Source organism: Pseudomonas sp. ChxA, from assembly GCF_030263855.1.
GTDB classification, from domain to species: Bacteria; Pseudomonadota; Gammaproteobacteria; order Pseudomonadales; family Pseudomonadaceae; genus Aquipseudomonas; species Aquipseudomonas fluorescens_CB.
Map to the genome: position 1 here is coordinate 1,847,549 of NZ_JARPMK010000001.1, position 25,171 is coordinate 1,872,719.

The following is a 25,171-nucleotide window of genomic DNA, read 5'->3' on the forward strand; positions in this document are numbered from 1 at the left end:
TTGCCCTTTAGTGGTGCAGCAGCCAGTACAACAGCACCAGATTGACCAGCAGCGACACGGTCGCCAGGGTTTGCCAGACCTTGAGCGGTTCGCGTTCCAGCAAGGGCTTGGGTCGCACGCTCAATTCACGGCGGTCGGCCTGTTCCAGCACCAGCAACCATTCTTCGGCGGTTTCGTAACGCGCTGCGGGCTGTGCGGCCACGGCGCGTTCCAGGCTCAAGGGCAACCAGTCCGGTAAATCGGGGCGGTAACGACTGGCGCTGACGGGCTGGGTGAAACGTGGCCGCTGGAAGGCTTCGATTTCTCCGTAGGGGTAATGACCGGTCAGCAGGTAATAGAGCGTGACGCCGACACTGTATAAATCCTGTTGCTGCGTAGGACGTTCGCCACTGAAAGCTTCGGGCGCGATAAAGCTCGGGGTGCCGGGCAGCAAATGTGCGCGGTCCTCGGAAAGCCCGGGGCAGTAGGCCAGTCCGAAATCCAGCACACGCAATTCGCCATCATCGCCCAGCAGCAGGTTTTCCGGTTTGATGTCGCGGTGCAGGATCTGCCGTCGATGCAGCAGGCCCACCGCCCGCAGCAAACGCTCGGCAATCAACTGCCATTGCGCCAGGGGCAGCGGGCCTTGTTGCTGGAACAGCTGCGCGAGGGTTTGCCCCGAATATTCACGCATCACGTAGTACAAATGCTGACGCCCACTGGCCGCATGCACTTCAGGAAATGCGCGGCCGGCCACTCGCCGCAGAAACCATTCTTCCGACAGCAAGGCTTGGCCGGCGTCGTTGTCATCGTCGCGGTTGAGCGGCAAGGTTTTCAGCAGCCAAGCTTGCTGCTGGGCATCACGCACGCGGTATAGCAATGACTGTCGGCTCTGCGCCAGCAGGCTTTCAACCTGCCAGCCTTCAAAGCGTTGCCCGGCCTTCAGGAGCGGTGGCAGCGGCCATTGCTGCAACTGCACCAGCGCATCGCCCAGGGTCGCGGCGCCGAGCTGGTCGATACGCACCAGCAGCGCGCTGGCATTGTCCTGGCTGGCGGCCAGGTGTGCGGCATTGACCAGCGTGTTCACCGCCGCGTCGAGGTCGGTTTGTTCGCGCAGGATCGCGCTGATGCTGTGGTCGCCCAACGTGGCCCACACGCCATCGCTGAGCAGCAGGAAGCACTCGCCTTCGCGCAGTTCACCGTCGAGAAAGTCCAGCACCAGGTGCTGATCCAGGCCGAGGGCGCGCTTGAGCACATGCTGCATGCCCGGTTGTTCCCACACATGATCTTGCGTGATGCGCTGCAACTCGCCATCCAGCCAGCGATACACCCGGCAATCACCCACATGCGCCAGGGTGAAGCGTTGGCCGCGAAATACCAGGGCGCTGAGGGTCGTGAGCAATGGCTGTCCACCGCCGTTGGCCTGCAGCCAGCGGTTCTGCGCCAGCAACAGTCGCTCCAGTGCCTGGGCCACGCCCCAGGTTTGCGGCGTGGCGTAGTAGTCCAGGGCCAGCGCCTGCAAGGTCGAACGGGCGGCCAGGCCACCGTCGGCGCATTGGCTGACGCCATCGGCGATGGCGCACAGGTAACCCTTGCTCGCGGCCAGTTCCGGCATGGGCGTGACCACCCGCAGGGCGTCCTGGTTTTCTGCCCGCGGGCCGATGGCGCTGGCCTGGGCGACGCTCAGTTGCAGGCTCATCAGACGCGTGCGGCGGTCACGGCGGCCGAGCCCCAAGTGGTTCTCCAGCGACGCTTGACGCCGTGCAGGCCGAACCAGGCCAACACGCCAAGGCTGGCAAACAACCATAAGGCCAACTGATAACTGCCGGTGCTCTGTTTGATTGCGCCCATGCCTGCTGCCAGGGCAAAACCGCCAATGCCGCCAGCCATGCCGATCAGGCCGGTCATCACACCGATCTCACGGCGAAAACGCTGGGGCACCAGTTGGAACACCGCGCCATTACCTGCGCCAAGGCCGAGCATGGTGCAGACGAAAAGCGCCAGTGCGGCGTAGGAACTTGGCAGGTTGAAGCCCACGGCGGCGATGCAGATCGCTGCCACGCCGTACATGCCAAGCAGGGTGCGAATACCACCGAAGCGGTCGGCCAGTGCGCCGCCCAAGGGGCGCATCAGGCTGCCGCCAAACACACAGGCGGCGGTGTAGTAGCCGGCGGTCACCGGGCTCAGGCCGTATTGATCGTTGAAGTAGCCGGGCAGGGCGCTGGCCAGGCCGATAAAGCCGCCGAACGTCACGCTGTAGAAGAACATGAACCACCAGCTGTCGCGGTCGCCCAGGGCTTTGAAATAGTCGGCCATGGATTTGGCTTTCGGGCGCTCGGGCGCATTGCGCGCCAGCCAGGCGAACACGATCAATGTCAGCACCAGTGGGATCAGCGCGAAGCCGAACACATTGCTCCAGCCAAATGCGGCGGCCAATACCGGCGCCAGCAAAGCGGCAAACACGGTGCCGGAGTTGCCGGCGCCGGCGATACCCATGGCTTTGCCCTGATGCTCAGCGGGATACCACTGGGAGGCCAAGGGCAGAGCGACTGCAAAGGATGCACCGGCCATGCCCAGGAACACGCCCAGCAATAGGGCTTGTTCGTAGCTATGGATACCGAGTTTCCAGGCGCCGAACAGGGCTGCGATCACAATCACCTGGCCAATCAGCCCGGCGGTCTTGGGCGACAGCTTGTCGGCCAGCATGCCCATCAAAAAGCGCAGCAGCGCACCCGCCAGAATCGGCGTAGCCACCACCAGGCCGCGTTGCTGGGTGGTCAGGTGCAGGTCGGCGGCAATCTGCACCGCCAGTGGCCCCAGCAGGTACCAGACCATGAAGCTCAGGTCGAAATACAGGAACGCGGCAAACAGGGTCGGGGTGTGCCCGGATTTCCAGAAGCTTGATTTCATCACGCACCTCAACGGTTGGGGGTCTTGTCAGAAGGCCTGTTGGCCCCTATCGCCGGGGCCAAAACGAAAAAAAACGCCGCCATCGAGTTCGCGAGTGCAAACCGGATGGGCGACGTCTTTGTCGTAGAAGGGGCAACCGCCGTTGGCTACCTGTGATGAATGCTTAGCAAGAGCTGCGCCAGTTCAGCCGAGCAGCTCACTCATGGCGATGATCTGCTCGGCCACCTGGATCAGTTTCTGCTGGCGGCTCATGGCCTGGCGGCGCATCAGGGTGTAGGCCTCTTCCTCATTGCAGTGCTTCATTTTCATCAGCATGCCCTTGGCCAACTCGATGCGCTTGCGCTCGGCCAACTGTTGGTCGCGGGCCTGGAGCTGGGCGCGCAGGGCCTGGTCGCTTTCAAAGCGGGCCATGGCCACGTCGAGGATCGGCTGCAGGCGTTGGGCTTGAATGCCTTCGACGATGTAAGCGCTGACCCCGGACTTGATCGCCTGCCGCATCACGTTCGGGTCGTGTTCGTCGGTAAACATCACGATCGGGCGCGGCTGATCGCGGCTGACCAGCACCACTTGCTCCATCACATCGCGGCCGGGTGACTCGGTATCGATCAGGATCACGTCCGGGCGCACCGTTTCGACGCGCGCCGGCAGGTCGATGGTCAGGCCGGACTCATCGATCACCTCGAAACCGGCCTCGGTCAAGGCGGCTTTGAGGCGCCCGACCTTGCGCGGGGTGTCGTTGATCAACAGGATTCGTAACATAGTCGTGGTCCTGTCAGCGCAGTGCCTGGCGGCTGGTGGCATCCGCCAAGGCATGCAGGCGGAAGCTGCGGGCATAGGCGGCCGGGTCGGAGCCGTCCCAGATCTTGCCGTCGATCAACTGGCTGCTGCGCATGTTCTGGGCGGTAGCCGGGACGCCAACGGCAGCAGCGGCTTGGCGATACAGGTCCAATTGCTGCACTTGGCGAGCCACGCCCAGGTAGTCCGGGTCTTCGCGCAGCAGGCCCCAACGTCGGAACTGAGTCATGAACCACATGCCATCGCAGAGGTACGGCAGGTTCACCTCGCCATCAGCAAAAAAGCGCAAGGCGTGCGGGTCTTTCCACTGGTTGCCGAGGCCGTCGTCATAATTCCCGAGCAAGCGGGGTTCGATGCAGTCGAGCGGGGCATCGAGGTACTCGCGGGCGCTGAGCAGTTGTGCGGTGGAGCGGCGGTTTTCCTGGCTTTGTTCGATGAAACGGCTGGCCTCGAGGATCGCCATGACCAGTACGCGGGCGGAGTTTGGGTATTGGTCGACGAACGCCTGGGTGCAGCCGAGCACTTTCTCTGGGTGATTCGGCCAGATCGATTGAGTCGTGGCCAGGGTGAACCCCTGGTTTTGCTGGACCGCACTGGCGCACCAAGGCTCACCGACACAAAAACCGTCAATGCGCCCGGCTTGCAGGTGCGCGATCATCTGCGGCGGTGGCACCACCACACTGTCGACATCTTGCAACGGGTGAATGCCTTGGCTCGCCAGCCAGTAATACAGCCACATGGCGTGGGTGCCTGTGGGAAATGTCTGGGCGAAAGTCAGCTTTGTACGGCTTTGGTGCACGTGGCGGTCGAGTGCCTCAGGAGTGGTCACTCCCTGCTGTTGCAGGCCGTGGGAGAGGTTGATGCTCTGGCCGTTCTGGTTGAGCCCCATCAGCACCGCCATGCCCGTTGGCGCTACGCCGCCAATGCCCAGGTGTACGGCATAGATCAACCCGTACAGGCTGTGGGCGGCGTCCAGTTCACCGCTGACCAGTTTATCGCGCAGGTTGGCCCAGGAGGATTGGCGCTTGAGGTTCAGTGTCAGGCCGTAGGGTTGGGCAAACCCCTGGGTCGCGGCGACCACCAGTGAAGCGCAGTCGGTCAGTGCCATAAAACCCAGGTCCAGGCTGCTCTTTTCCGGGGCGTCACTGCCGTTGACCCACGCCAGCGGGTTATTCACCGGGCTGTTGCCGACCGAATCGTTCATCAACACCTACCTTTTCTTTCAAAAAAAAAGCATCGCTCCTTCGCATGGCCGTGCAAGCCATTGCCGGGTAACGACGCCTTTGTCTGCAAGCCTGCTCCGACGTTGGCGCGGGCTCTGATGCAGAGTCCTTAGCAAGGCACATGCCACGGGGCAGGCGGATGGAGCCTGCCGTCACCTTTCCATCAAGATTGAAACTCGCGTGCCTTTCAGTATGGCCGCTTCTTTGCGCCCGACTGCCAGGAACCCCGACGGTGTGTTTCGATTCCACGAGCATCATGCACGATCATCAAGAGCGACCCCCGATGAGTTACCCACGGCTATGCCGCTGGCTGCTGTGCTGTGCCGTGCTGTGGGCCAATGTTCCCGCCTGGGGGGAGAGCTACCAGGCGCGGGATGAAAGCCTGCATACCTTTTTTACCGCGTTGTCGTTGCCCCTGGGGTTGCCGGTTGTCGTCAGTCGTGAAGTGGCGCGTAAACGCCTCACGGGCACCTTCGATCTGGAGGCCGCGCAGCACACGCTGGTGACAGTGGCCGAGCAACAGGGCCTGATCTGGTACAGCGACGGACAGGTGCTGTACGTGTATGGCGCGGGCGAAGCTAAAAGCTCGGCGGTGGCGCTGCGACACATTCCGGTTGAGCGCTTGCGCGGGTTCATGTGCCGCTCGGGGCTCGATGAATCACGTTATCCCCTCAGGGAGAGTGGTGCGCGCACGTTCTACGTGTCCGGGCCACCGAACTATGTGGATCAGGTGCTGCACCTGGCTCAACTGATGGACCGGCCGCGCTCCGAAGTACGGGTGGGCAAGCAGGCTTTCGGCGTGGTTCAGGTGTTCAACACTCACGTGGCCGACCGTCAGTACGTCATGGGGGACGAGCAGGTCAATGTGCCGGGAATGGCAACGATTATCGAAAACCTGCTGGCCATCGAACAGCGGGACGCCACGCAGCGCCCCCCAGGTCTACTGGCTGACAAGAGCCTTTTGGTGATGGCCTATCCTGACTCCAACAGTTTATTGATCAAGGGCAGCCCTGTTCAGGTCAAGGCGATCGAGGAACTGGTGGCGGAATTGGACAAACCCAAGCGGCCGATCGAAGTATCGCTGTGGCAGGTTGATGTTGACCGCCGAGAATTCGACAAGATGGGCGCGGCCTGGGCGCAGGAAACCAGCACTGGGGCCGCCGTGACGCGCGTATTGGAACCCTTGGACGACAGCCGTTTGATGGCGCAACTGGGTGTGCTGGAGCGTCGGCGCAAAGCCCGGGTCACTGCGTTCCCGGTGATCCTCACCCAGGAAAATGTGCCGGCGGTTTTCCAGGACAACCATACTTTTTACCTGCCCAGTCCCGGCGCCGACAGTAGCGAATGGCAGCCGGTGGGGTATGGCACCGAAGCCAGCGTGTTACCCCGCTTTGCGGCAGCCAATCAGATTGAAATGCAGCTGACCCTTGAGGATGGCCGTCAACTGGGCAGCGCACTCAAGCCCGGCTCGGCGGGGGCAGTGGGGCGAGTAGGTATCAGTACGGTGGTGCGGGTGCCCCAAGGCAGGCGGCTGTGGCTGGGTGGTTTTCCACGTGATGGCGACGCGAGTCAAAGCCGACGAGCCGAAGTCCGGCTATATGTGATCCAGGCCCGAGCGGTTGGGGGTGAACCACGGATGTTGGCCGGTGCCGTTGGGCCGCCGCCACTGACACAAAGCCAGCATGCGCGTGTGCAACGCGCATTCGTGCGTGAAGCCCCTGAAGCCCCTGAAGCCCTTGAAACCCCTGATAGCAACTAACCCTTTTAGCGCCCATCAATGCTTTAACAGGCCTTGGCTGCCGATAGCCAAGAAAAATCCTACGCACTTCCCGCCGAAAGCTTCGATTTCATAGGTTTTTTCCTAACGTTGTTCTGGTGCCGGCTTTTTATAGTCGCGGGGTTGGCGTATCGGCCGTTTCTGGAAGCAAGGAATTCAATGTTAAGTAGTCAGGTGCAGAGGTGGGTATGACCCTCGTGGATGAAGGGTTGCCGGCCGCATGGTTTTTTGCCGGATGGACCTTATATGACGATGGCCGGTTGACCGGGGAGGGTGTGGACATTCAACTGCCGCCCAAGGAAGGCCAGGTGCTGCGGCTGCTGTTGGCGTCCGATGGCGTGCTGATGAGCAAGGATCGGTTGCTTGAGCAGGCCTGGTCCCGAGGTGAGGTCGCGGAGGAGTCGCTTACCCGTTGCATTTATGAACTGCGCAAGCACTTGCGCAAGGACAAAGCCTTAATCAAGACGGCCTACGGCAGGGGCTATCGCTTTACCTGTGACGTTACCGTTCGGCCACGTGCCCAACGAACAGGCCGGGAGCGCGGGCAGCGCATCTGTTCGGCCTGTGGCCAGGTGCAACATGATTAGGCGGCTGGGCAAGGGGTTAGTGTTGAGCCTGCTGATGGGCAGCCATCAGGCCTGGGCCAGTTGCTGGGAGGATGCCGCCCGCCGTTACGACATCGAGCCGGAGCTGTTGCAGGCCATTGCTGTCGTGGAGTCGGGCGCACGCGTTGGCTCGATGAACGAGGTCAATAGTGATGGCTCACGGGATATTGGCCTCATGCAGATCAATAGCATGCACTTGCCTCGTCTGGCCAAGCAGGGGATTACCGAGGAAAGGCTGCTGACTGAGCCATGTTTATCGGTAGAGGTGGGCGCCTCGATCCTGGCCGACTTCATCCAGCGCTTCGGTTACAACTGGACAGCCGTGGGTTCCTATAATGCCGGGCCGGCACCTGGGCGTGAGGCATTGCGCCTGCGTTATGCAGAAAAAATCTGGGCGCAGTATGAAGCGTTGGTTGCACATCGCCAGTGACGAATGGACAGCACGCCTCGCACCCGGCGTGCCACCCCGGCTATAATCGCGCCACCTTTCGCCGCCATCCGAGTCTAGCCCGCCCATGTATACCCTGGCCCGCCAGTTGTTGTTCAAACTCTCCCCGGAAGCCTCCCACGATCTGTCCCTGGACCTGATCGGTGCCGGTGGCCGCCTGGGGCTCAATGGCCTGGTATGCAAGGCACCGGCAAAAATGCCGGTGTCGGTGATGGGGCTCGATTTCCCCAATCCGGTCGGGCTGGCTGCCGGCCTGGACAAGAACGGCGCGGCCATCGACGGTTTTGCGCAACTGGGTTTCGGCTTTGTTGAAATCGGCACCGTGACGCCACGGCCACAGCCGGGCAACCCGAAGCCGCGTATTTTCCGTTTGCCCGAAGCCGAAGCAATCATCAACCGCATGGGTTTCAACAACCTGGGTGTTGATCACTTGCTGTCGCGGGTTCAAGCCGCGAAATACAAGGGCATTCTCGGCATCAATATCGGCAAGAACTTCGACACGCCGGTCGAGCGCGCTGTGGATGATTACCTGATCTGCCTGGACAGGGTCTACGCCCACGCCAGCTACGTCACGGTCAATGTCAGTTCGCCCAACACACCGGGCCTGCGCAGCCTGCAGTTTGGTGATTCGCTCAAGCAATTGCTCGAAGCCTTGCGCCAGCGCCAGGAAGACCTGGCCGTGCGCCATGGCAAGCGCGTGCCGTTGGCCATCAAGATTGCCCCGGACATGAGCGACGATGAAACCGTTTTGGTTGCCCAGGCCCTGGTGGATTCGGGCATGGACGCGGTGATCGCCACCAACACCACCTTAAGCCGCGTCGGCGTCGAAGGGCTGGCCCATGGTGACGAAGCGGGCGGCCTGTCGGGCGCGCCGGTGCGGGACCAGAGCACCCACATCGTCAAGGTACTGGCTGCTGAGTTAGCGGGGCGTTTGCCGATCATCGCCGTGGGCGGTATTACTGAAGGCAAGCATGCAGCCGAGAAGATCGCTGCCGGCGCAAGCCTGGTGCAACTCTATTCCGGCTTCATCTACAAAGGCCCGGCGTTGATCCGCGAGTCGGTGGATGCCATCGCGGCTTTGCGCTGATAGATCAGCCAATTTCCGAGCATTAAAAAGGGCTCCAAAAGGAGCCCCCTGGGCCGAAGCCCGCCGCCCGGATAGGACGTGCGTGGTTAAGTCGTTACAAAATCTTCAAGGTGGTTGTCGGATTAAGTGCCCCGTGTCAGCCGACGGCGTGAAGTTCGTTGAGTCTGTGGATTCCCGCAGTGCCAGTCATACCGTCCCAGTTGTCGCCGCGTCCTTCTCGCCAGCCGTTGATCCAGGCTTGGCGTACCGACGGTAGAGTAAATGGGCAAAGCTCACGGGATTTACCATGAACGCCATATTGATATCCGCGTAAAAATGCTCTTTCCAACGGATCACGCTTAAGTCTTCTCATAGGGTGTTTCCCTCACTTGTTGACTGTCTAGATATCCTTCGGCCCCGCTTGGGGCCGGGCAGGGTTTTCCTGCCGTTGGTGGGCTCGCTGCCGGCGTGGCGAGCCTATGTGTCGGCGTCGTTACGGCGCCAACCTGTGTTGAGTTCTAACCAATAGGTCACATGGATTCAATGATCGTTTTGTCATAAGCACGTAACGATAACGATGCTATAGCCATAAGCTGGGATGGCTTTTCGCCCCATTTATTAGGCAAACCCAGCTATGATGTGCCCTGCATAGAGGATGGGTTTAATCCTTTAGTGAGAATGCCGCCCGTTGCAGTCGGTTATTATTCGACGAAGGGTCGGAATATTTCTTTTTGTTGCACACATTTATCTATCTGCCCCGGCAATTCAGGCTCAAAAGCCCGGCAGCCGGGGTGGAACGGCACATTCGTGCCACGCGAGCACTCTTCAAGAAAAGTGCTTGATTGAAAACCGAGCTGGCGATGCGTCGCCCGTTCATTTATTGCTGAAAAGCCTGGAATGCCCCATGTCGGACCGTTTTGAACTCTTCCTCACCTGCCCCAAGGGCCTCGAAGGCCTGCTGATCGAGGAAGCCGTCGGGCTTGGCCTTGAGGAAGCCCGCGAGCACACCTCGGCCGTGCGCGGCATGGCCGACATGGAAACCGCCTACCGCCTGTGCCTCTGGTCGCGCCTGGCCAACCGTGTGCTGCTGGTGCTCAAGCGCTTCCCGATGAAGGACGCCGAAGACCTCTACCACGGCGTGCTGGATATCGAATGGGCCGACCACATGGTCCCGGACGGCACCCTGGCCGTTGAATTCAGTGGCCACGGCTCTGGCATCGACAACACCCACTTCGGCGCGCTGAAGGTCAAGGATGCGATTGTCGACAAGCTGCGCACCCCGACTGGCGAACGTCCGTCCATCGACAAGATCAACCCGGACCTGCGCATTCACCTGCGCCTGGACCGTGGCGAAGCCATCCTTTCCCTTGACCTGTCCGGCCACAGCCTGCACCAGCGCGGTTATCGCCTGCAGCAGGGCGCCGCACCGTTGAAAGAAAACCTGGCCGCCGCGATCCTGATCCGCGCCGGCTGGCCGCGCATTGCAGCCGAAGGCGGCGCGCTGACGGACCCGATGTGTGGCGTGGGCACCTTCCTGGTGGAAGGCGCGATGATCGCCGCCGACATGGCGCCTAACTTGAATCGTGAGCTGTGGGGCTTCACCACCTGGCTCGGTCACGTGCCGGCGCTGTGGAAAAAGCTGCACACCGAGGCCACCGAGCGTGCCGCCATCGGCATGAACAAACCACCATTGTGGGTACGTGGCTACGAAGCTGATCCGCGCCTGATCCAACCCGCGCGTAACAACATCGAACGCGCAGGCCTGAGCCACTGGATCAAGGTGTACCAGGGCGAAGTCGGCACCTTCGAGCCGCGCCCGGACCAGAACCAGAAAGGCCTGGTGATCTGCAACCCACCTTACGGCGAGCGCCTGGGTGACGAAGCCAGCCTGTTGTACCTCTACCAGAACCTCGGCGAGCGTCTGCGCCAGGCGTGCATGGGCTGGGAAGCGGCGGTGTTCACCGGTGCGCCGGACCTGGGCAAGCGCATGGGCATCCGCAGCCACAAACAGTATTCGTTCTGGAACGGCGCATTGCCGTGCAAGTTGCTGCTGATCAAGGTCAACCCGGACCAGTTCGTCACCGGCGAGCGCCGTACCCCGGAACAGCGTCAGGCCGAACGTGAGCAAGCCGCTTACGATCAGGCCCCGACCGAGCCGGTCGAGCGCCAGTACAACAAGAACGGCAACCCGATCAAGCCGGCTCCAGCCCCGGTGGTTGAGCAGGCGCGTCTGAGCGAAGGCGGGCAGATGTTCGCCAACCGCCTGCAAAAGAACCTCAAGCAACTGGGCAAGTGGGCCAAGCGCGAAGGCGTGGACTGCTACCGTGTGTACGACGCCGATATGCCGGAATACTCCATGGCTATCGACCTGTACCACGATTGGGTGCATGTGCAGGAATACGCCGCGCCGAAATCCATCGACCCGGAAAAAGCCTCCGCACGCATGTTCGATGCGCTGGCGGCGATTCCCCAGGCGCTGAACGTCGACAAGAGCCGCGTGGTGGTTAAACGTCGCGAACGTCAGAGCGGCACCAAGCAGTACGAACGTCAAAGTGCCCAAGGCAAGTTCACTGAGGTCAGCGAAGGTGGCGTGAAGCTGCTGGTCAACCTCACCGACTATCTGGATACCGGCCTGTTCCTCGACCATCGCCCGATGCGCATGCGTATCCAGAAGGAAGCGGCCGGCAAGCGTTTCCTCAACCTGTATTGCTACACCGCCACCGCGAGTGTGCACGCAGCCAAGGGCGGCGCGCGCAGCACCACCAGCGTCGACTTGTCCAAGACTTACCTGGACTGGGCACGTCGCAACTTCTCCCTCAACGGTTTCTCTGACAAGAACCGCCTGGAGCAGGGTGATGTGATGGCCTGGCTGGAAGCCAGCCGCGATGAGTTCGACCTGATCTTCATCGACCCGCCGACCTTCTCCAACTCCAAGCGCATGGAAGGCATCTTCGACGTGCAGCGTGACCACGTGCAGTTGCTCGACCTGGCCATGGCGCGCCTGGCCCCGGGCGGCGTGCTGTACTTCTCGAACAACTTCCGCAAGTTCGTGCTCGAGGACAACCTCAGCGAGCGCTATGCGGTCGAGGAAATCAGCGACAAGACCCTGGACCCGGACTTCGCCCGTAACGCGAAGATTCACCGGGCGTGGAAAATCACCGCACGCTGATCGCCATACTCAAGCTGCACCAAAAAGCCGCAAGCCCGGACTAATCCGGGCTTGCGGCTTTTTTGCGCTGGTCAAACGCCGGCCTCATGGCTATAACTTAACGCCTAGCCAAAGTGACACCCCCCGCACGCTGGCGTTGTGAGTGTTGCCTATGCCGATGCAAGCCGTTCGCCCGAAAATACTAGGCTTTATCAGTGAGCAGGCGTCGGCTTGGCTGGTGGCATTGGTGGTGTTATTGGCAGGTGGCGCGCTGACGGGTATCGTCGCCTGGGCGGCCTCCGACCTCTATCAGCAGCAAGTGCGCCAGCGTTTCCAGTTGTTGGTCAACGAGCGCTACACCCGCCTTCAGGAGCGTTTCGAGGACCAGGAGCAACGCCTGGCCAGCCTGCAGCGCTTCTTCGTCAATTCCAGTGATGTGTCCCGCGCCGAGTTCGATGGCTTCGCCAAGCCTTTGCTTCTGCGCGCCCGTGCCTATGCCTGGGCGCCACGTATATTTCGCGAACAACGCAACGCTTTTGAACAAGAAATCTCGCGTCAGCGTGGTACACCTTTCGTCATTCGAGAGCTGAACGCGTCGGGTGAGCTGGCGCCTGCGCCTGAGCGCGACGAGTATGTGCCGGTGTTGTACAGCCAGACGCAAAGCTTGTTGGGGTCGCCCCTGGGATTTGATCTGTTGGCCCAGCCGCTGCGCCGTTCGGTGCTTGAACGGGTGCAAAAAAGCGGCCGGCCTGCGGTGTCTCAACCCATGCAACTGGTGGGCGTGGAGCCGGCTTATGCCGCCGGCGTTTTGCTGGTGGCGCCGGTGAGCAAGCCTGCCGACACCGAGCCCCATGGTTATGTGATGGCAGTGATCAGCATGCGCCAATTGGTCGCCGATGGTTTGCCCAAGCCCAACCGCGACAACCTGGTGATGCAAATTGTCGACACCTCCGACACGCAACAGCGTGTGCTGTACGCGTCCAGCAACGCGGTAGGCGACAGCAACCTTATCGCCACGCGCCGGCTCACCCTCGGCGACCATGTGTATGCCTTGAGCATTCGCGCCAGCCAGATGTTCGACCAGGCCAATCACTCGTCGATGCACACCATTCTGGCCATGGGCGTGCTCCTCAGCCTGCTGCTCAGTGCGTTGCTGTATGTGTTGGTCAGCCAGCGCCAGCGCGCGCTCAAACTGGTGGAGCAACGCACGCAGCAGTTGCATTTGCGTGAGCAGGAGCTTCGCGCGGCCCACGGGCAATTGCGCAGTGTGCTGAACGCCGCCACCCATGTTGCGATCATTGCCACTGACCTGCGGGGTGTGATCAACACCTTCAATGCCGGTGCCGAGAAAATGCTCGGGTTCAAGTCCGAGGCGGTGGTGGGGCGGCTGACCCTGGAAAGCCTGCACCTGGGCCTGGAACTCGAAGCGCGCGCGGCCAGTTTGAGCGTGACCTTGGGCAAACGTATTCCGCCGAGCCAGGCGATGCTGGTGGAAAGCCCGGACAATCTGCACGAGGCGCGCGAGTGGACATTACTGCGCGAGGATGGCAGCTACCTGACGGTGAATATGCTCACCACCGTGTTGCTGGACGACTATGGCCTGTGGATCGGGCACTTGGCTATTTACCTGGATGTGACCGAACAAAAACGCGCCTACGAGGCGTTGGCCGCGCGCGACCGCCTACTGAAAAAACTCAGTGCCCACGTGCCTGGCGGGATCTTTCAGTTCACCCTCGAACCCAAGGGGAAGGGGCGTTTCATCTATGCCAGCGATGGTATGCGCGATATTTATGAGATCGATACGGGCGTATTGCAGCAAGACGCGGACACCGTGTTCGAACGCATTCATCCGCAGGACGTGGAGCGGGTGCGCCAGTCTATCCGGCTGTCGGCGTTGCAGTTGAGTCATTGGCGCGAAGAGTATCGGGTGGTGTTGCCGCAACGCGGCCTGCGCTGGATACGCGGTGAAGCCACGCCGGAGGAGTTAACCGGCGGTGGCACGTTGTGGCATGGCTACGTGTCGGATATCTCCGATCTGAAGCGTGTCGAGGAGGAGTTGCGCGCGCTGTCGATTACCGACTCGCTGACGGGCATTCATAACCGCCGTTATTTTCAGGATCGGCTCAAGGCCGAAATGCTCCGGCTCAACCGAACCACGGGCACGCTGTCGTTGATCATGCTTGATATTGATCACTTCAAGCGCATCAACGACCAGTTCGGGCACGCCGTGGGCGACGGCGTGTTGCAGGAGGTGTGCGAGCGCATCGGCCAGCGCCTGCGCCGCACGGATGTGTTCTGTCGTTTGGGCGGGGAAGAGTTCGTGGTGCTATGCCCGCATACCGATGCCGAGCAGGCTTACAGCCTGGCGATGGAGTTGTGGCAGTCGCTGCGCACCGAACCGATGGAGGTGGTGGGCGTTGTGACCGCGAGCTTCGGTGTGGCCAGCTGGCGCATCAATGAAGGAATTGACGGGCTGCTGCTGCGCGCGGACTCGGCGGTGTATGTGGCCAAACAGGCGGGGCGCGACCGCGTGGAAGCGGAGCGCCTGCGCGCCTGAAGGTGGCTTATCGTTGCCTGATCGTTGCCTGATCGTTCCCGCGCTCTGCGTGGGAATGCCTCTTGTGACGCTCTGCGTCACGCTTTGGGACGCGGAACGTCCCAGGCTGCGTTCCCACGCGGAGCGCGGGAACGATCAGTTAACGATCAGTTACAAGACGGGTGCAGCGGCTGTCAGCTTCGGCTGGCGATACAGGTCCAGCAGCACCTGATCGAGCACCGACGAAGCACCCCATGGCTTCGAATCGTTGAGGATCGCCACCACTACCCAGGTGTTGCCGTTGTTGTCGCGGCTGAACCCGGCAATGGCGCGCACAGTGTTCAAGGTGCCGGTCTTGACGTGAGCCTCACCGCGCAGGGCCGTGGTTTTCAGGCGCTTGCGCATGGTGCCGTCGGTGCCGGCAATCGGCAGCGAACTGATGTATTCCGCCGCATACGGGCCTTTCCATGCGGCCTGCAGCATGGCCGCCATCTCGCGGGCGCTGACGCGTTCGGCGCGGGACAGGCCGGAGCCGTTTTCCATCACCAGGTGCGGTGCGGTAATGCCTTTTTTCGCCAGCCACTGGCGCACCACGCGTTGCGCGGCCTTGGCGTCGTCGCCATCGGCATCGTTACGGAACTGCGCGCCGAGGCTCAGGAACAACTGCTGGGCCATGGTGTTGTTACTGTATTTGTTGATGTCGCGGATGATTTCCGCCAGGTCCGGCGAGTACGCACGGGCCAGCACTTTAGCGCCATTGGGCACGGGTGCCTGGATATCACGGCCCTGGATGGTGCCGCCCAACTCCTGCCAGATCGCGCGCACGGCGCCGGCGGTGTAAGTGGCGTGGTCGAGCAGCGACAGGTAGGTCTGCGAGCTGCACCCATCACCCAACTGGCCGCTGACGGTCACGGTGACACTGCCATCGGCGGCGGTAACCGGGCTGTAGCGCACGTCGCCGGTGCATTGCTTGGCGTTGGAGACTTTGACTTGGTTGTCGATGCGGATGCTCGCAATCGGCGGCTCGACCGAAACGATCACTCGGCCAGCGTCATTGCGGGTGACAAAACGCAGGGCCTTGAGGTTGACCAACAGGGCGTCCGGCTTGACCAGGAACGGCTTGTTCTCGTCGTTACCGTCGTCATTGAATTCAGGCAATTGCGGCTGGTTGAAGAAGCTGCGGTCCAGCACCAAGTCGCCGGTGACTTGCTGCACGCCATTGGCGCGCAGGTCGCGCATCAGCAGCCAGAGTTTTTCCATGTTCAGCTTGGGGTCACCGCCACCCTTGAGGTAAAGGTTGCCGCGCAACACGCCACCGCTGAGGGTGCCGTCGGTGTAGAACTCGGTCTTCCACTGGTGGTTGGGGCCGAGCATTTCCAAGGCCGCGTAGGTGGTGACCAGCTTCATGGTGGACGCCGGGTTTACCGAGACATCAGCATTGAATACGGTCGGCGTGCCGGGCCCGGTCAGCGGCAGCATCACCAGGGACAGCGAAGTATTGGGTATTTTGGCTTTCTGCAGGGCCTGCTGAACATTCGGCGGCAGAGTGTTGTTGATCGGGGCAGCGGTGACGGAAAAGGCCAGTGGTAGAAGAAAACCGGCAAGTAACACTGAACGAAAAGAATTGATCATAAGAAGTAGAACCCTACTGCTGAGAAGGGTGAAAAAGGCGAGGGGTATGGAAGAAAATCCCTCATTGGTCACGAAAGTGTCGGCATTATGCCCCAAGGTGCATCCAGTTGTAGCTGAACCATAGCCAGTATTACGGGTTTTTTTGCAGACCAATGGCCGCCTGTCCCATAGAGTCGGGCAAAGGTCGCCTTAAACTGCTAAAGTGCCGGCCGTTATTACTTAAGAGGATTGTTCCAATGGCGACTAACCGTTCCCAGCGTCTGCGCAAAAAACTGTGCGTTGATGAATTTCAAGAGCTGGGTTTCGAACTGAACCTGGACTTCAAAGAAGACCTGAGTGAAGAAGCTACCGATGCTTTCCTCGAAGCATTCATCAAAGAAGCCATGGAAGCTAACGGTCTGGGCTATGTCGGCGGCGATGACTTCGGTCTGGTTTGCCTGCAGAAGCGTGGCTCGGTCAACGAAGAGCAACGTGCAGCTGTTGAAAGCTGGCTCAAAGGCCGCAGCGAGCTGAAAAGCGCTGAAGTCAGCCCACTGCTGGATGTGTGGTATCCAGAAAAGCCGATCAACGCGGCTAAGTGATACTAAAAAAAACGGCGACCTTCGGGTCGCCGTTTTTTTATGCCTTGCGCCAGTTCAGAATCAGCAGCGTCAGCACCCCCGCCACAATCCCCCAGAACGCCGAACCGATGGAAAACAGCGTCAAGCCAGACGCGGTTACCATAAAGGTGATCAGCGCCGCTTCCCGCTCCTTGGGTTCATTCATGGCGATACTCAAGCCATTGATGATCGAGCCAAACAACGCCAGCGCTGCAATCGACAGCACCAGTTCCTTGGGCAGTGCCGCGAACAATGCCGCCAAGGTTGCGCCAAACACCCCGGCAATTCCGTAGAAAATCCCGCACCAGACGGCCGCGGTGTAGCGCTTGTTACGGTCTTCATGGGCATGTGGCCCGGTGCAGATCGCCGCGCTGATGGCCGCCAGGTTGATGCCGTGGGAGCCAAACGGCGCCAGCACCAGCGAGGCCAGGCCGGTGGCGGTAATCAATGGTGAGGCGGGTACGGTGTAGCCGTCGGCGCGCAGCACGGCGACGCCGGGCATGTTTTGCGAGGTCATGGCCACTACGAACAGCGGGATGCCGATGCTGATGGTCGCCGCCAGCGAGAAGTGCGGCGTGGTCCACACTGGAGTGGCCACTTCCAGGTGAAAGCCGCTGAAATCCAGCAAGCCCATCAGCCCCGACAACAGGGTGCCGATCACCAACGCAGCCAGCACGGCATAACGCGGTGACAAGCGCTTGATGATCAGATAGGTAAAAAACATCCCCAGCACCAGCCCGGTGCGATGTTGCGCGGCGACGAAAATCTCGCTGCCGATCTTGAACAGAATCCCCGCCAACAGCGCCGCCGCCAACGAGGCGGGAATGCGCTTGACCAGTTTTTCAAAGCTGCCGGTCAGCCCGCAGAGCGTGACCAGCACGGCGCAGGTGATATACGCGCCGATAGCCTCGCCGTAACTCACACCGCCCAGGCTGGTGATCAGCAGCGCGGCGCCGGGCGTGGACCAGGCAATGGTGATCGGCGTGCGATAGCGTAACGACAGGCCAATGCTGCACACCGCCATGCCGATGGAGATCGCCCAGATCCACGAAGAAATCTGCGCCGTGGTCAAACCGGCGGCCTGGCCGGCCTGGAACATCAGCACCAGGGAACTGGTGTAGCCGGTCATCATGGCGATGAAGCCGGCGACGACGGCCGACGCAGAAGTGTCGGCCAATGGGCGCAAGGGCGCTTGAGTGGCGTCGGTCATGGCGAGGTGTTCCTTTTACCTGGGAAAAAGCGAATTCAAGCCTAAACTCAAACGTAACTACTCATTGCAATACAGCCGCCGCCGCAAATAGCCGTACAGTGTGTTGGCGCACTGGGTTGTGTACAATGTGCCCTGTTTTTAGGTGATACTTGCCAGCGACACGCTGTTGACGTATTACCGTTAATTCGCCGCCGTTCTCTAAACCCGAGTGCCCATGAACGAACAGTTGCAACCTCTCAAGAAACAACCGCGAGCCGGCAAGGCTGGTCGCAGCGGAACCCAGGACGATATTGTCTATGCGCATATCTTCGAGGCCATCCTCGAACAACGCCTGGCGCCCGGAACCAAATTGAGTGAAGAAGCACTGGGCGAAATCTTCGGCGTCAGCCGCACCATCATCCGTCGCGCGCTGTCGCGCCTGGCCCATGAAGGCGTGGTACTGCTGCGGCCCAATCGTGGAGCGGTGGTGGCAAGCCCGAGTGTAGAAGAAGCCCGTCAGGTATTCCTCGCCCGGCGGCTGGTGGAGCGAGCGATCACTGAGCTTGCGGTGCAGCACGCTACCGCCGAGCAATTGGCCGAACTGCGCCAGATGGTCAACGATGAGCGCGACAGTTTCTCACGCGGCGATCGCGGTGCCGGTATCCGTCTTTCCGGCGAATTCCACTTGAAGCTTGCCGAAGCCGCAAAGAATGCGCCGCTGATCAGCTTCCAGCGCAGCCTGGTGTCACAAACCTCGTTGATCATCGCCCAGTACGAAAGCGGCAACCGCTCGCACTGTTCCTACGATGAGCACACCCAACTGATCGATGCGATCGAAGCACGCGACGCGGCACTGGCAGTGAATTTGATGATGCACCACATGGATCACATCGACAGCAAGCTCAACCTCGACGAGGAAAGCGCGTCGGACGATTTGCACGCGGTGTTCTCGCATTTGTTGCAGACCAAAAAGCCGGGGCGTTCTTCAGTCAAACTGTAATTCTCCAGGTTCGCCTGGGACTAAAAATGTGGGAGCTGGGCTTGTGTGGGAGCTGGCCAGCTCCCACAAAAGCCCAGCTCCCACATTTGTTTTGTGGTGTTGCTGAAGTTAGCGCTGGTGCACCAACTGACCCGCTGCATATGTCTGCAACACCGTCCGGTCATCCCCCAGCGTCATCAACACAAACAACGTCTCGGCAATGTTATTGGCCTGCTTCAAGCGATAGCTGAGCAGCGGCGTAGCGTTGTAGTCCAGTACCAGGAAGTCCGCATCCGTGCCCGGTTGCAACGTGCCGATCTTGTCTTCCAGGCGCAGCGCCCGCGCGCCGCCCAAAGTGGCCAGGTACAGCGACTTGAACGGGCTCAAACGCGCGCCCTGCAGTTGCATGACCTTGTAGGCTTCGTTCAGGGTTTGCAGCAGCGAGAAGCTGGTGCCACCGCCCACGTCAGTACCCAGGCCGACATTCAGCTTGTGCTTCTCGGCCATCGGCAAGTTGAACAAGCCACTGCCGAGGAAGAGGTTCGAGGTCGGGCAGAACGCCACGGCTGAACCCGTCTCCGCCAGCCGTGCGCACTCGTCATCACACAGGTGCACGCCGTGGGCAAACACCGAGCGCTCGCCCAGCAGCTTGTAATGGTCGTACACGTCCAGGTAGCCGTTGCGCTCCGGGAACAGCTCTTTTACCCACTCGACTTCCTGCTTGTTCTCACTGATGTGAGTCTGCATGTACAGGTCCGGGTATTCGCCCAGCAGTTGCCCGGCCAGCGCCAGTTGCTGCGGGGTGCTGGTCGGCGCAAAACGTGGCGTGACGGCATAGTGCAAGCGGCCCTTGCCGTGCCAGCGTTCGATCAGCGCCTTGCTCTCCTGGTAGCCGGATTCGGCGGTGTCGGTCAGGTAGTCCGGCGCGTTGCGGTCCATCATCACCTTGCCGGCGATCATGCGCAGGTCGAGTTTCTCGGCCGCTTCAAAGAATGCATTCACCGACTGCGGGTGCACGCTGCCGAACACCAATGCGGTGGTGGTGCCGTTGCGCAGCAACTCCTTGATGAAGATGTCCGCGACTTCTTCGGCGTGGGCCTTGTCGGCGAACTGGCTTTCACACGGGAAGGTGTAGGTGTTGAGCCAGTCCAGCAACTGCTCGCCATAGGCGCCGACCATGCCGGTTTGCGGCAGGTGGATATGGGTGTCGATCAAGCCGGGCGTAATCAGCGCATCCTGATAATGGGTCACGTCGATGTCGGCGGGCAGGGTCGGCAGCAAATCGCTGGCATGGCCCAGGGCGCTGATCTGGCCGTTATCGATCACCAGCAGGCCGTCTTCGAAATACTCGTAAGAGGCTTCGATCCCCACTTCGGCGGGGTCGGCGATGCTGTGCAAAATGGCGGCACGGTAGGCTTTGCGAGTCAAAGGCATGGTGATCTCAATATTTTAGATAGCTTGGCTGCGACGCGAGGCCGGCAGCAGTTTGGCAATAGGTTCGGCGCTCGCACTGTGCTGGCCGAAATTCGCGTTATAGGTGGCGATGATTTCGCCGGCGATGGAGATGGCGATCTCCACCGGCAGTTTGCCCTTCACCTCGGTGAGGCCCATGGGGCAGCGCATGCGTTGCAGTTGCGCGGTGTCGAAGCCGCGATCACGCAGGCGGTGTTCGAACTTGACCCGTTTGGTTTTTGAACCGATCAGGCCGAAATAGGCGAAGTCATTGCGCTTGAGCAGCGCGGCCGTCAGTTCCAGGTCCAACGCGTGATTGTGGGTCATCACGATGCAGTAACTGCCCACCGGCAGGTCGGCAATTTCGTCGACCGGCTCTTCGCTGATGATTTTACGCACGCCCTGAGGGATGTGTTCCGGAAACTCCTGATCACGCGAATCAATCCAGCGCACCCGGCACGGCAGGCTCGCCAACAACGGCACCAGCGCGCGGCCGACATGGCCGGCGCCAAATACCGCGATCTGCGCCTGCACCTGGCCCATGGGTTCGAACAGCAACACCGTTACGCCGCCGCAGCACTGGCCCAGGCTGGCGCCGAGGCTGAAGCGCTCCAGGTGCGTATTTTGCTGGCCGCGCACCAGCATGTCGCGGGCGATTTGCATCGCTTTGTATTCCAGGTGCCCGCCGCCGATGGTGTCGAAGGTCTGCGTGGCGCTGATCACCATCTTGGAACCGGCGTTGCGCGGCGTGGAGCCGAGCTCTTCGATGATGGTCACCAGCACGCAGGGTTCACCCTGGTTCTGCAGGTCGGCGAGGGCGCTGATCCAGTTGTTCATAGTCACCTCTTGTGGTGTCTGTGAGGCCGCTATCGCGGGCAAGCCCGCTCCCACATTTGAAGGTATTCACACATCAAAATGTGGGAGCTGGCTTGCCTGCGATGGCAGCACCTCGGTCCTAAAGCGAAGCCATCTCGGTTTCAGTCTCAACGGCTTTTGCAGTGCTCAACTGCCGCATCTGCTCACAGCCCCACAACACCCGCTCCGGCGTCGCCGGTGCATCAATTTTCGGTTGATGGCGATAGTCACCCAGGCTCGCCACGGCATCCTTGATTGCACACCACGAAGCAATCCCGAGCATGAACGGCGGCTCGCCCACGGCCTTGGAATGGAACACCGTGTCTTCCGGGTTCTTGCGGTTTTCCACCAGCTTCACGCGCAAATCCAGGGGCATGTCCGCCACGGCCGGGATCTTGTAACTGGCCGGGCCGTTGGTCATCAGCTTGCCCTTGTTGTTCCACACCAGCTCTTCCATGGTCAGCCAGCCCATGCCCTGGATAAAGCCGCCTTCGACCTGGCCGATGTCGATGGCCGGGTTCAGTGAGGCGCCCACATCGTGAAGGATGTCAGTGCGCAGCATCTTGTATTCGCCGGTCAGGGTGTCGACGATCACTTCGCAGCAGGCCGCGCCGAACGCGAAGTAGTAGAACGGCCGACCCCGCGCCTGGCTGCGGTCGTAAAAGATTTTCGGGGTCTTGTAAAAGCCGGTGCTCGACAGCGAAACCTGGGCGAAATACGCCTGCTGGATCAACGCCTCAAACGTCAGGATCTGATCGCGCACGCGCACGTGGCCATTGTGGAACTCCACGTCCGCTTCACTCACGTCGTACTTGCGCGCGGCAAACTCAACCAAGCGCTGCTTGATGGTTTCGGCAGCGTTCTGCGCGGCCTTGCCGTTCAAGTCGGCACCGCTGGAGGCGGCGGTCGGCGAGGTGTTGGGCACCTTGTCGGTGTTGGTCGCAGTGATCTGCACGCGGTCGATCTCGACCTGGAATATTTCAGCCACCACCTGCGCGACCTTGATGTTCAAGCCCTGACCCATCTCGGTGCCGCCGTGGTTCAGGTGGATGCTGCCGTCGGTGTAAATGTGGATCAGGGCACCGGCCTGGTTCAGAAAGCTTGCCGTGAACGAAATACCGAATTTCACCGGCGTCAGCGCCAGGCCTTTTTTCAGGATCGGGCTGTGGGCGTTGTACAGGCGGATCGCCTCGCGTCTCTCGGCGTATTGGCTGCTGGCCTCAAGCTCGGCGGTCATTTCTTCGAGCATGTTGTGCTCGACGGTCTGGTAGTAGTGGGTGACGTTGCGCTCGGTCTTGCCGTAGTAATTGACCTTGCGCACCGCCAACGGGTCCAGTGCCAAATGGCGCGCGATCGCATCCATGACTTCTTCGATGGCGACCATGCCTTGCGGGCCACCGAAGCCACGATAAGCCGTATTGGACGCGGTGTTGGTCTTGCAACGATGGCCGTTGACTGTGGCGTCGCCCAGGTAATACGAGTTGTCGGAGTGAAACATGGCGCGGTCGACAATCGAGTTGGACAGGTCCGGCGAACAGCCGCAGTTACCTGCCAGGTCCAGATTGATGCCGTGCAGGCGGCCGTTGTCGTCAAAGCCCACGTCGTATTCGATATAGAACGGGTGGCGCTTGCCGGTCATCAGCATGTCCTCCACACGCGGCAGGCGCATCTTGGTCGGCTGGCCGGTCAGGCGCGCGACCACCGCGCACAGGCACGCGGGGCTGGCGGCCTGGGTTTCCTTGCCGCCAAAACCCCCGCCCATGCGCCGCATGTCCACGACGATTTTGTTCATCGACACGTCGAGCACTTCGGCCACCAGCTTTTGCACTTCGGTGGGGTTTTGCGTGGAGCAGTAGACAATCATGCCGCCGTCTTCGGTGGGCATTACCGAGGAAATCTGGGTTTCCAGGTAGAAGTGTTCCTGGCCGCCGATATGCAGGGTGCCCTGGATACGGTTTTTCGCGGTGGCCAGCGCACCGGCAGAATCACCGCGCTGGTGGGTGTGGCTGTCGAGCACAAAGTGCTTCTTGCGAAAGGCCTCGACCACGTCCAGCACCGGTTCCAGGTCTTCGTATTCGATCACCGCCGCCATGGCTGCTTTGCGTGCGGTTTCCAGGTCGCGGGCGGCCACCGCCAGCACCACTTGGCCGACAAACTGCACGGTGTCGATGGCCAGCAACGGGTCGCCGGGCATCAGCGGGCCGATGTCTTTAAGGCCCGGTACGTCTTCGTGGGTGATGGCAATGCGCACGCCTTCAAAGGCGTAGCAGGGCGCGGTGTCGATGCTGATGATGCGCGCATGGGCGCGGTCGGACATACGCGCGTACAGGTGCAACTGGTTAGGAAATTCCAGGCGGTCATCGATGTACTGCGCTTCACCGCTGACGTGCTTGGCGGCGCTGTCATGCTTGACGCTGCGGCCGACCCCGGTGGTCAGGTCCTGGGCAAACAGCTCGGCGAGTTCGGCCTGGGTTTTAACGACGGCGTGATGGTTAGACATAAGCGGTCACCCGAGTCTCGATGTGCGGTGTTTGCAGTTCGATGAAGTATTTGCGCAGCAGGTTCTGCGCGCTGAGCAGGCGGTATTCCTTGCTGGCGCGGAAGTCTGACAGCGGGGTGAAATCCTGGGCGAGGGCGGCACAGGCTTTCTCCACCGTGGCGGCGTTCCAAGTGGCGCCCACCAATACGGTTTCGCAGCTTTTCGCGCGTTTGGGCGTGGCGGCCATGCCACCGAACGCCACGCGGGCGTCGCTGATCACGCCATTGTCGAGCTTCAGGTTGAAGGCGGCACACACGGCGGAAATATCATCGTCCAGGCGCTTGGAAACCTTGTAGGCGCGGAACAGCGCGTGGCCCTTGGGCACGATGATCTTCTCGATAAACTCACTGTCCTGACGCGCAGTGACGCGGTAATCGATGAAGTAATCTTCCAGCGCCAGGGTGCGACGGGTGTCGCCCTTGCACAGCACGATCTGCGCGCCGAGAGCGATCAACAGTGGCGGCGAATCGCCGATGGGCGAGGCATTGCCGATATTGCCGCCCAGGGTGCCCTGGTTGCGGATCTGCAGCGAAGCGAAGCGGTGCAACAAGTCGCCGAAGTCCGGGTACTCGTGGTGCAGCGCGCTGTAGCAATCGGACAGCGGCGTGGCCGCACCGATTTCCAGGCGGTCGTCGAACGACTCGATGCGCTTCATCTCTTCAATGTTGCCGACGTAGATCATCACTGGCAGCACGCGGTGAAACTGCGTGACTTCCAGCGCCAGGTCAGTGCCACCGGCCAACAGCCGCGCCTGCGGGTAGGCGTCGTAGAGGTCGGCCAGGTCGGCCACGGTGAGCGGGACCAGGCAGCGTTTGTCGCCGCTATTGAGTTCACCGGTTTGCGTGGGCGCGATGGCTTTCAGGCGGGCGATGGTGTCGGCCTGGCGGCTGTCGAACTGATCCACCGGCTTGTTGCAGCAGGCCTGTTCGGCGGCGGCCAGAATCGGTCGATAACCGGTGCAACGGCACAGGTTGCCGGCCAGCGCTTCATGGGCTTTTTGGCTGTCGGGAGCGTCGCTGTTCTTTTGCAGGGCAAATAGCGACATCACAAAGCCTGGGGTGCAAAAGCCGCATTGCGAGCCGTGGCACTCGACCATGGCTTGCTGCACGCTGTGCAGTTGGCCTTGATGCTTGAGGTCTTCGACGCTGATCAGCTGTTTGCCGTGCAATGACGACACAAAGGTCAGGCAGGAATTGAGGCTGCGATAGCGAATCTGCTCCGCGCCTTGATCATCGGTGTGCAATTCGCCGACGACCACGGTGCATGCACCGCAATCGCCGCTGGCGCAGCCTTCCTTGGTACCGGATTTGCCCAAATGCTCGCGCAAATAGTTGAGCACGGTCAGGTTGGGGTCCAGGGCGTGCTCGCTACGGAGTTCCTGGTTAAGTAAAAACTGGATCACGGAAGGCCTCGCAGACTCATTATTGTTGTTAACCGCT

Annotated in this window: 19 protein-coding genes; 8 read left to right on the forward strand and 11 right to left on the reverse strand. The window is 61.0% G+C overall.

The features are described 5' to 3' along the window. Positions 1-7: 7 nt before the first annotated feature. The 4 genes from P5706_RS08280 to P5706_RS08295 form a co-directional block, all read right to left on the reverse strand. Positions 8-1,678, reverse strand: coding sequence for a bifunctional protein-serine/threonine kinase/phosphatase (locus tag P5706_RS08280; RefSeq protein ID WP_285682678.1), 1,671 nt, complete (start codon positions 1,676-1,678; stop codon positions 8-10). Further along, a complete protein-coding gene (locus tag P5706_RS08285) occupies positions 1,678-2,889 on the reverse strand; it encodes a nitrate/nitrite transporter (RefSeq protein ID WP_200432325.1) in 1,212 nt (403 codons plus the stop codon). The genes P5706_RS08280 and P5706_RS08285 overlap by 1 nt, the downstream gene beginning before the upstream one ends. Before the next feature lie 183 nt (positions 2,890-3,072). Then, on the reverse strand, positions 3,073-3,648 hold the full coding sequence (locus tag P5706_RS08290) for an ANTAR domain-containing response regulator (RefSeq protein ID WP_053257467.1): 576 nt from the start codon (positions 3,646-3,648) through the stop codon (positions 3,073-3,075). A gap of 13 nt (positions 3,649-3,661) precedes the next feature. Beyond that, positions 3,662-4,888 (reverse strand): CmpA/NrtA family ABC transporter substrate-binding protein, encoded by a 1,227-nt coding sequence (locus P5706_RS08295; RefSeq protein WP_285678955.1) that lies wholly within the window; start codon positions 4,886-4,888, stop codon positions 3,662-3,664. A 302-nt stretch (positions 4,889-5,190) separates the two neighbouring features. Here P5706_RS08295 and sctC point away from each other — a divergent pair, with 302 nt between their 5' ends. From sctC to P5706_RS08315, 4 genes are all read left to right on the forward strand, one after another. Continuing rightward, positions 5,191-6,666 (forward strand): type III secretion system outer membrane ring subunit SctC, encoded by a 1,476-nt coding sequence (gene sctC, locus P5706_RS08300; protein ID WP_285678956.1) that lies wholly within the window; start codon positions 5,191-5,193, stop codon positions 6,664-6,666. 206 nt (positions 6,667-6,872) lie between these two features. Further along, positions 6,873-7,271 (forward strand): winged helix-turn-helix domain-containing protein, encoded by a 399-nt coding sequence (locus tag P5706_RS08305; protein WP_285678957.1) that lies wholly within the window; start codon positions 6,873-6,875, stop codon positions 7,269-7,271. Further along, positions 7,264-7,719: a transglycosylase SLT domain-containing protein gene (locus P5706_RS08310; RefSeq protein WP_200432329.1), complete on the forward strand. Its 456-nt coding sequence runs from the start codon at positions 7,264-7,266 to the stop codon at positions 7,717-7,719. The genes P5706_RS08305 and P5706_RS08310 overlap by 8 nt, the downstream gene beginning before the upstream one ends. A gap of 85 nt (positions 7,720-7,804) precedes the next feature. Continuing rightward, complete coding sequence (locus P5706_RS08315) at positions 7,805-8,824, forward strand: quinone-dependent dihydroorotate dehydrogenase (protein WP_285678958.1); 1,020 nt, start codon at positions 7,805-7,807, stop codon at positions 8,822-8,824. 136 nt (positions 8,825-8,960) lie between these two features. On the opposite strand, the gene rmf is transcribed toward P5706_RS08315, so the two are convergent. Continuing rightward, the gene (gene rmf / locus P5706_RS08320) at positions 8,961-9,176 is read right to left on the reverse strand and encodes a ribosome modulation factor (protein ID WP_002553055.1); all 216 of its coding nucleotides are present in this window, start codon (positions 9,174-9,176) and stop codon (positions 8,961-8,963) included. 531 nt (positions 9,177-9,707) lie between these two features. Between rmf and rlmKL the strand changes: the two genes are divergently transcribed. Both rlmKL and P5706_RS08330 read left to right on the forward strand, forming a co-directional pair. After that, a complete protein-coding gene (gene rlmKL / locus P5706_RS08325; protein WP_017134773.1) occupies positions 9,708-11,972 on the forward strand; it encodes a bifunctional 23S rRNA (guanine(2069)-N(7))-methyltransferase RlmK/23S rRNA (guanine(2445)-N(2))-methyltransferase RlmL in 2,265 nt (754 codons plus the stop codon). Between the two features lie 151 nt (positions 11,973-12,123). Then, the gene (locus P5706_RS08330; RefSeq protein ID WP_285678959.1) at positions 12,124-14,508 is read left to right on the forward strand and encodes a sensor domain-containing diguanylate cyclase; all 2,385 of its coding nucleotides are present in this window, start codon (positions 12,124-12,126) and stop codon (positions 14,506-14,508) included. Positions 14,509-14,658: 150 nt separating this feature from the next. Here P5706_RS08330 and dacB read toward each other — a convergent pair whose 3' ends face one another. Continuing rightward, positions 14,659-16,119 (reverse strand): D-alanyl-D-alanine carboxypeptidase/D-alanyl-D-alanine endopeptidase, encoded by a 1,461-nt coding sequence (gene dacB / locus P5706_RS08335; RefSeq protein WP_202940703.1) that lies wholly within the window; start codon positions 16,117-16,119, stop codon positions 14,659-14,661. A 236-nt stretch (positions 16,120-16,355) separates the two neighbouring features. On the opposite strand from dacB, the gene P5706_RS08340 reads away from it, so the two are divergent. Then, positions 16,356-16,700: a YggL family protein gene (locus P5706_RS08340; protein ID WP_017134776.1), complete on the forward strand. Its 345-nt coding sequence runs from the start codon at positions 16,356-16,358 to the stop codon at positions 16,698-16,700. Positions 16,701-16,737: 37 nt separating this feature from the next. Here P5706_RS08340 and P5706_RS08345 read toward each other — a convergent pair whose 3' ends face one another. Then, positions 16,738-17,928: a benzoate/H(+) symporter BenE family transporter gene (locus tag P5706_RS08345; RefSeq protein ID WP_200432333.1), complete on the reverse strand. Its 1,191-nt coding sequence runs from the start codon at positions 17,926-17,928 to the stop codon at positions 16,738-16,740. A 214-nt stretch (positions 17,929-18,142) separates the two neighbouring features. Between P5706_RS08345 and P5706_RS08350 the strand changes: the two genes are divergently transcribed. Beyond that, positions 18,143-18,907: a GntR family transcriptional regulator gene (locus tag P5706_RS08350; RefSeq protein ID WP_003175499.1), complete on the forward strand. Its 765-nt coding sequence runs from the start codon at positions 18,143-18,145 to the stop codon at positions 18,905-18,907. 108 nt (positions 18,908-19,015) lie between these two features. On the opposite strand, the gene guaD is transcribed toward P5706_RS08350, so the two are convergent. The 4 genes from guaD to xdhA all read right to left on the reverse strand — a co-directional run bounded on the left by guaD (position 19,016) and on the right by xdhA (position 25,134). After that, positions 19,016-20,320, reverse strand: coding sequence for a guanine deaminase (gene guaD / locus P5706_RS08355; protein WP_285678960.1), 1,305 nt, complete (start codon positions 20,318-20,320; stop codon positions 19,016-19,018). A 15-nt stretch (positions 20,321-20,335) separates the two neighbouring features. Beyond that, a complete protein-coding gene (xdhC, locus tag P5706_RS08360) occupies positions 20,336-21,175 on the reverse strand; it encodes a xanthine dehydrogenase accessory protein XdhC (RefSeq protein WP_200432335.1) in 840 nt (279 codons plus the stop codon). Between the two features lie 118 nt (positions 21,176-21,293). Next, on the reverse strand, positions 21,294-23,693 hold the full coding sequence (xdhB, locus tag P5706_RS08365) for a xanthine dehydrogenase molybdopterin binding subunit (protein WP_285678961.1): 2,400 nt from the start codon (positions 23,691-23,693) through the stop codon (positions 21,294-21,296). Then, the gene (xdhA, locus tag P5706_RS08370) at positions 23,686-25,134 is read right to left on the reverse strand and encodes a xanthine dehydrogenase small subunit (RefSeq protein WP_285678962.1); all 1,449 of its coding nucleotides are present in this window, start codon (positions 25,132-25,134) and stop codon (positions 23,686-23,688) included. The genes xdhB and xdhA overlap by 8 nt, the downstream gene beginning before the upstream one ends. Between the last annotated feature and the right edge of the window lie 37 nt (positions 25,135-25,171).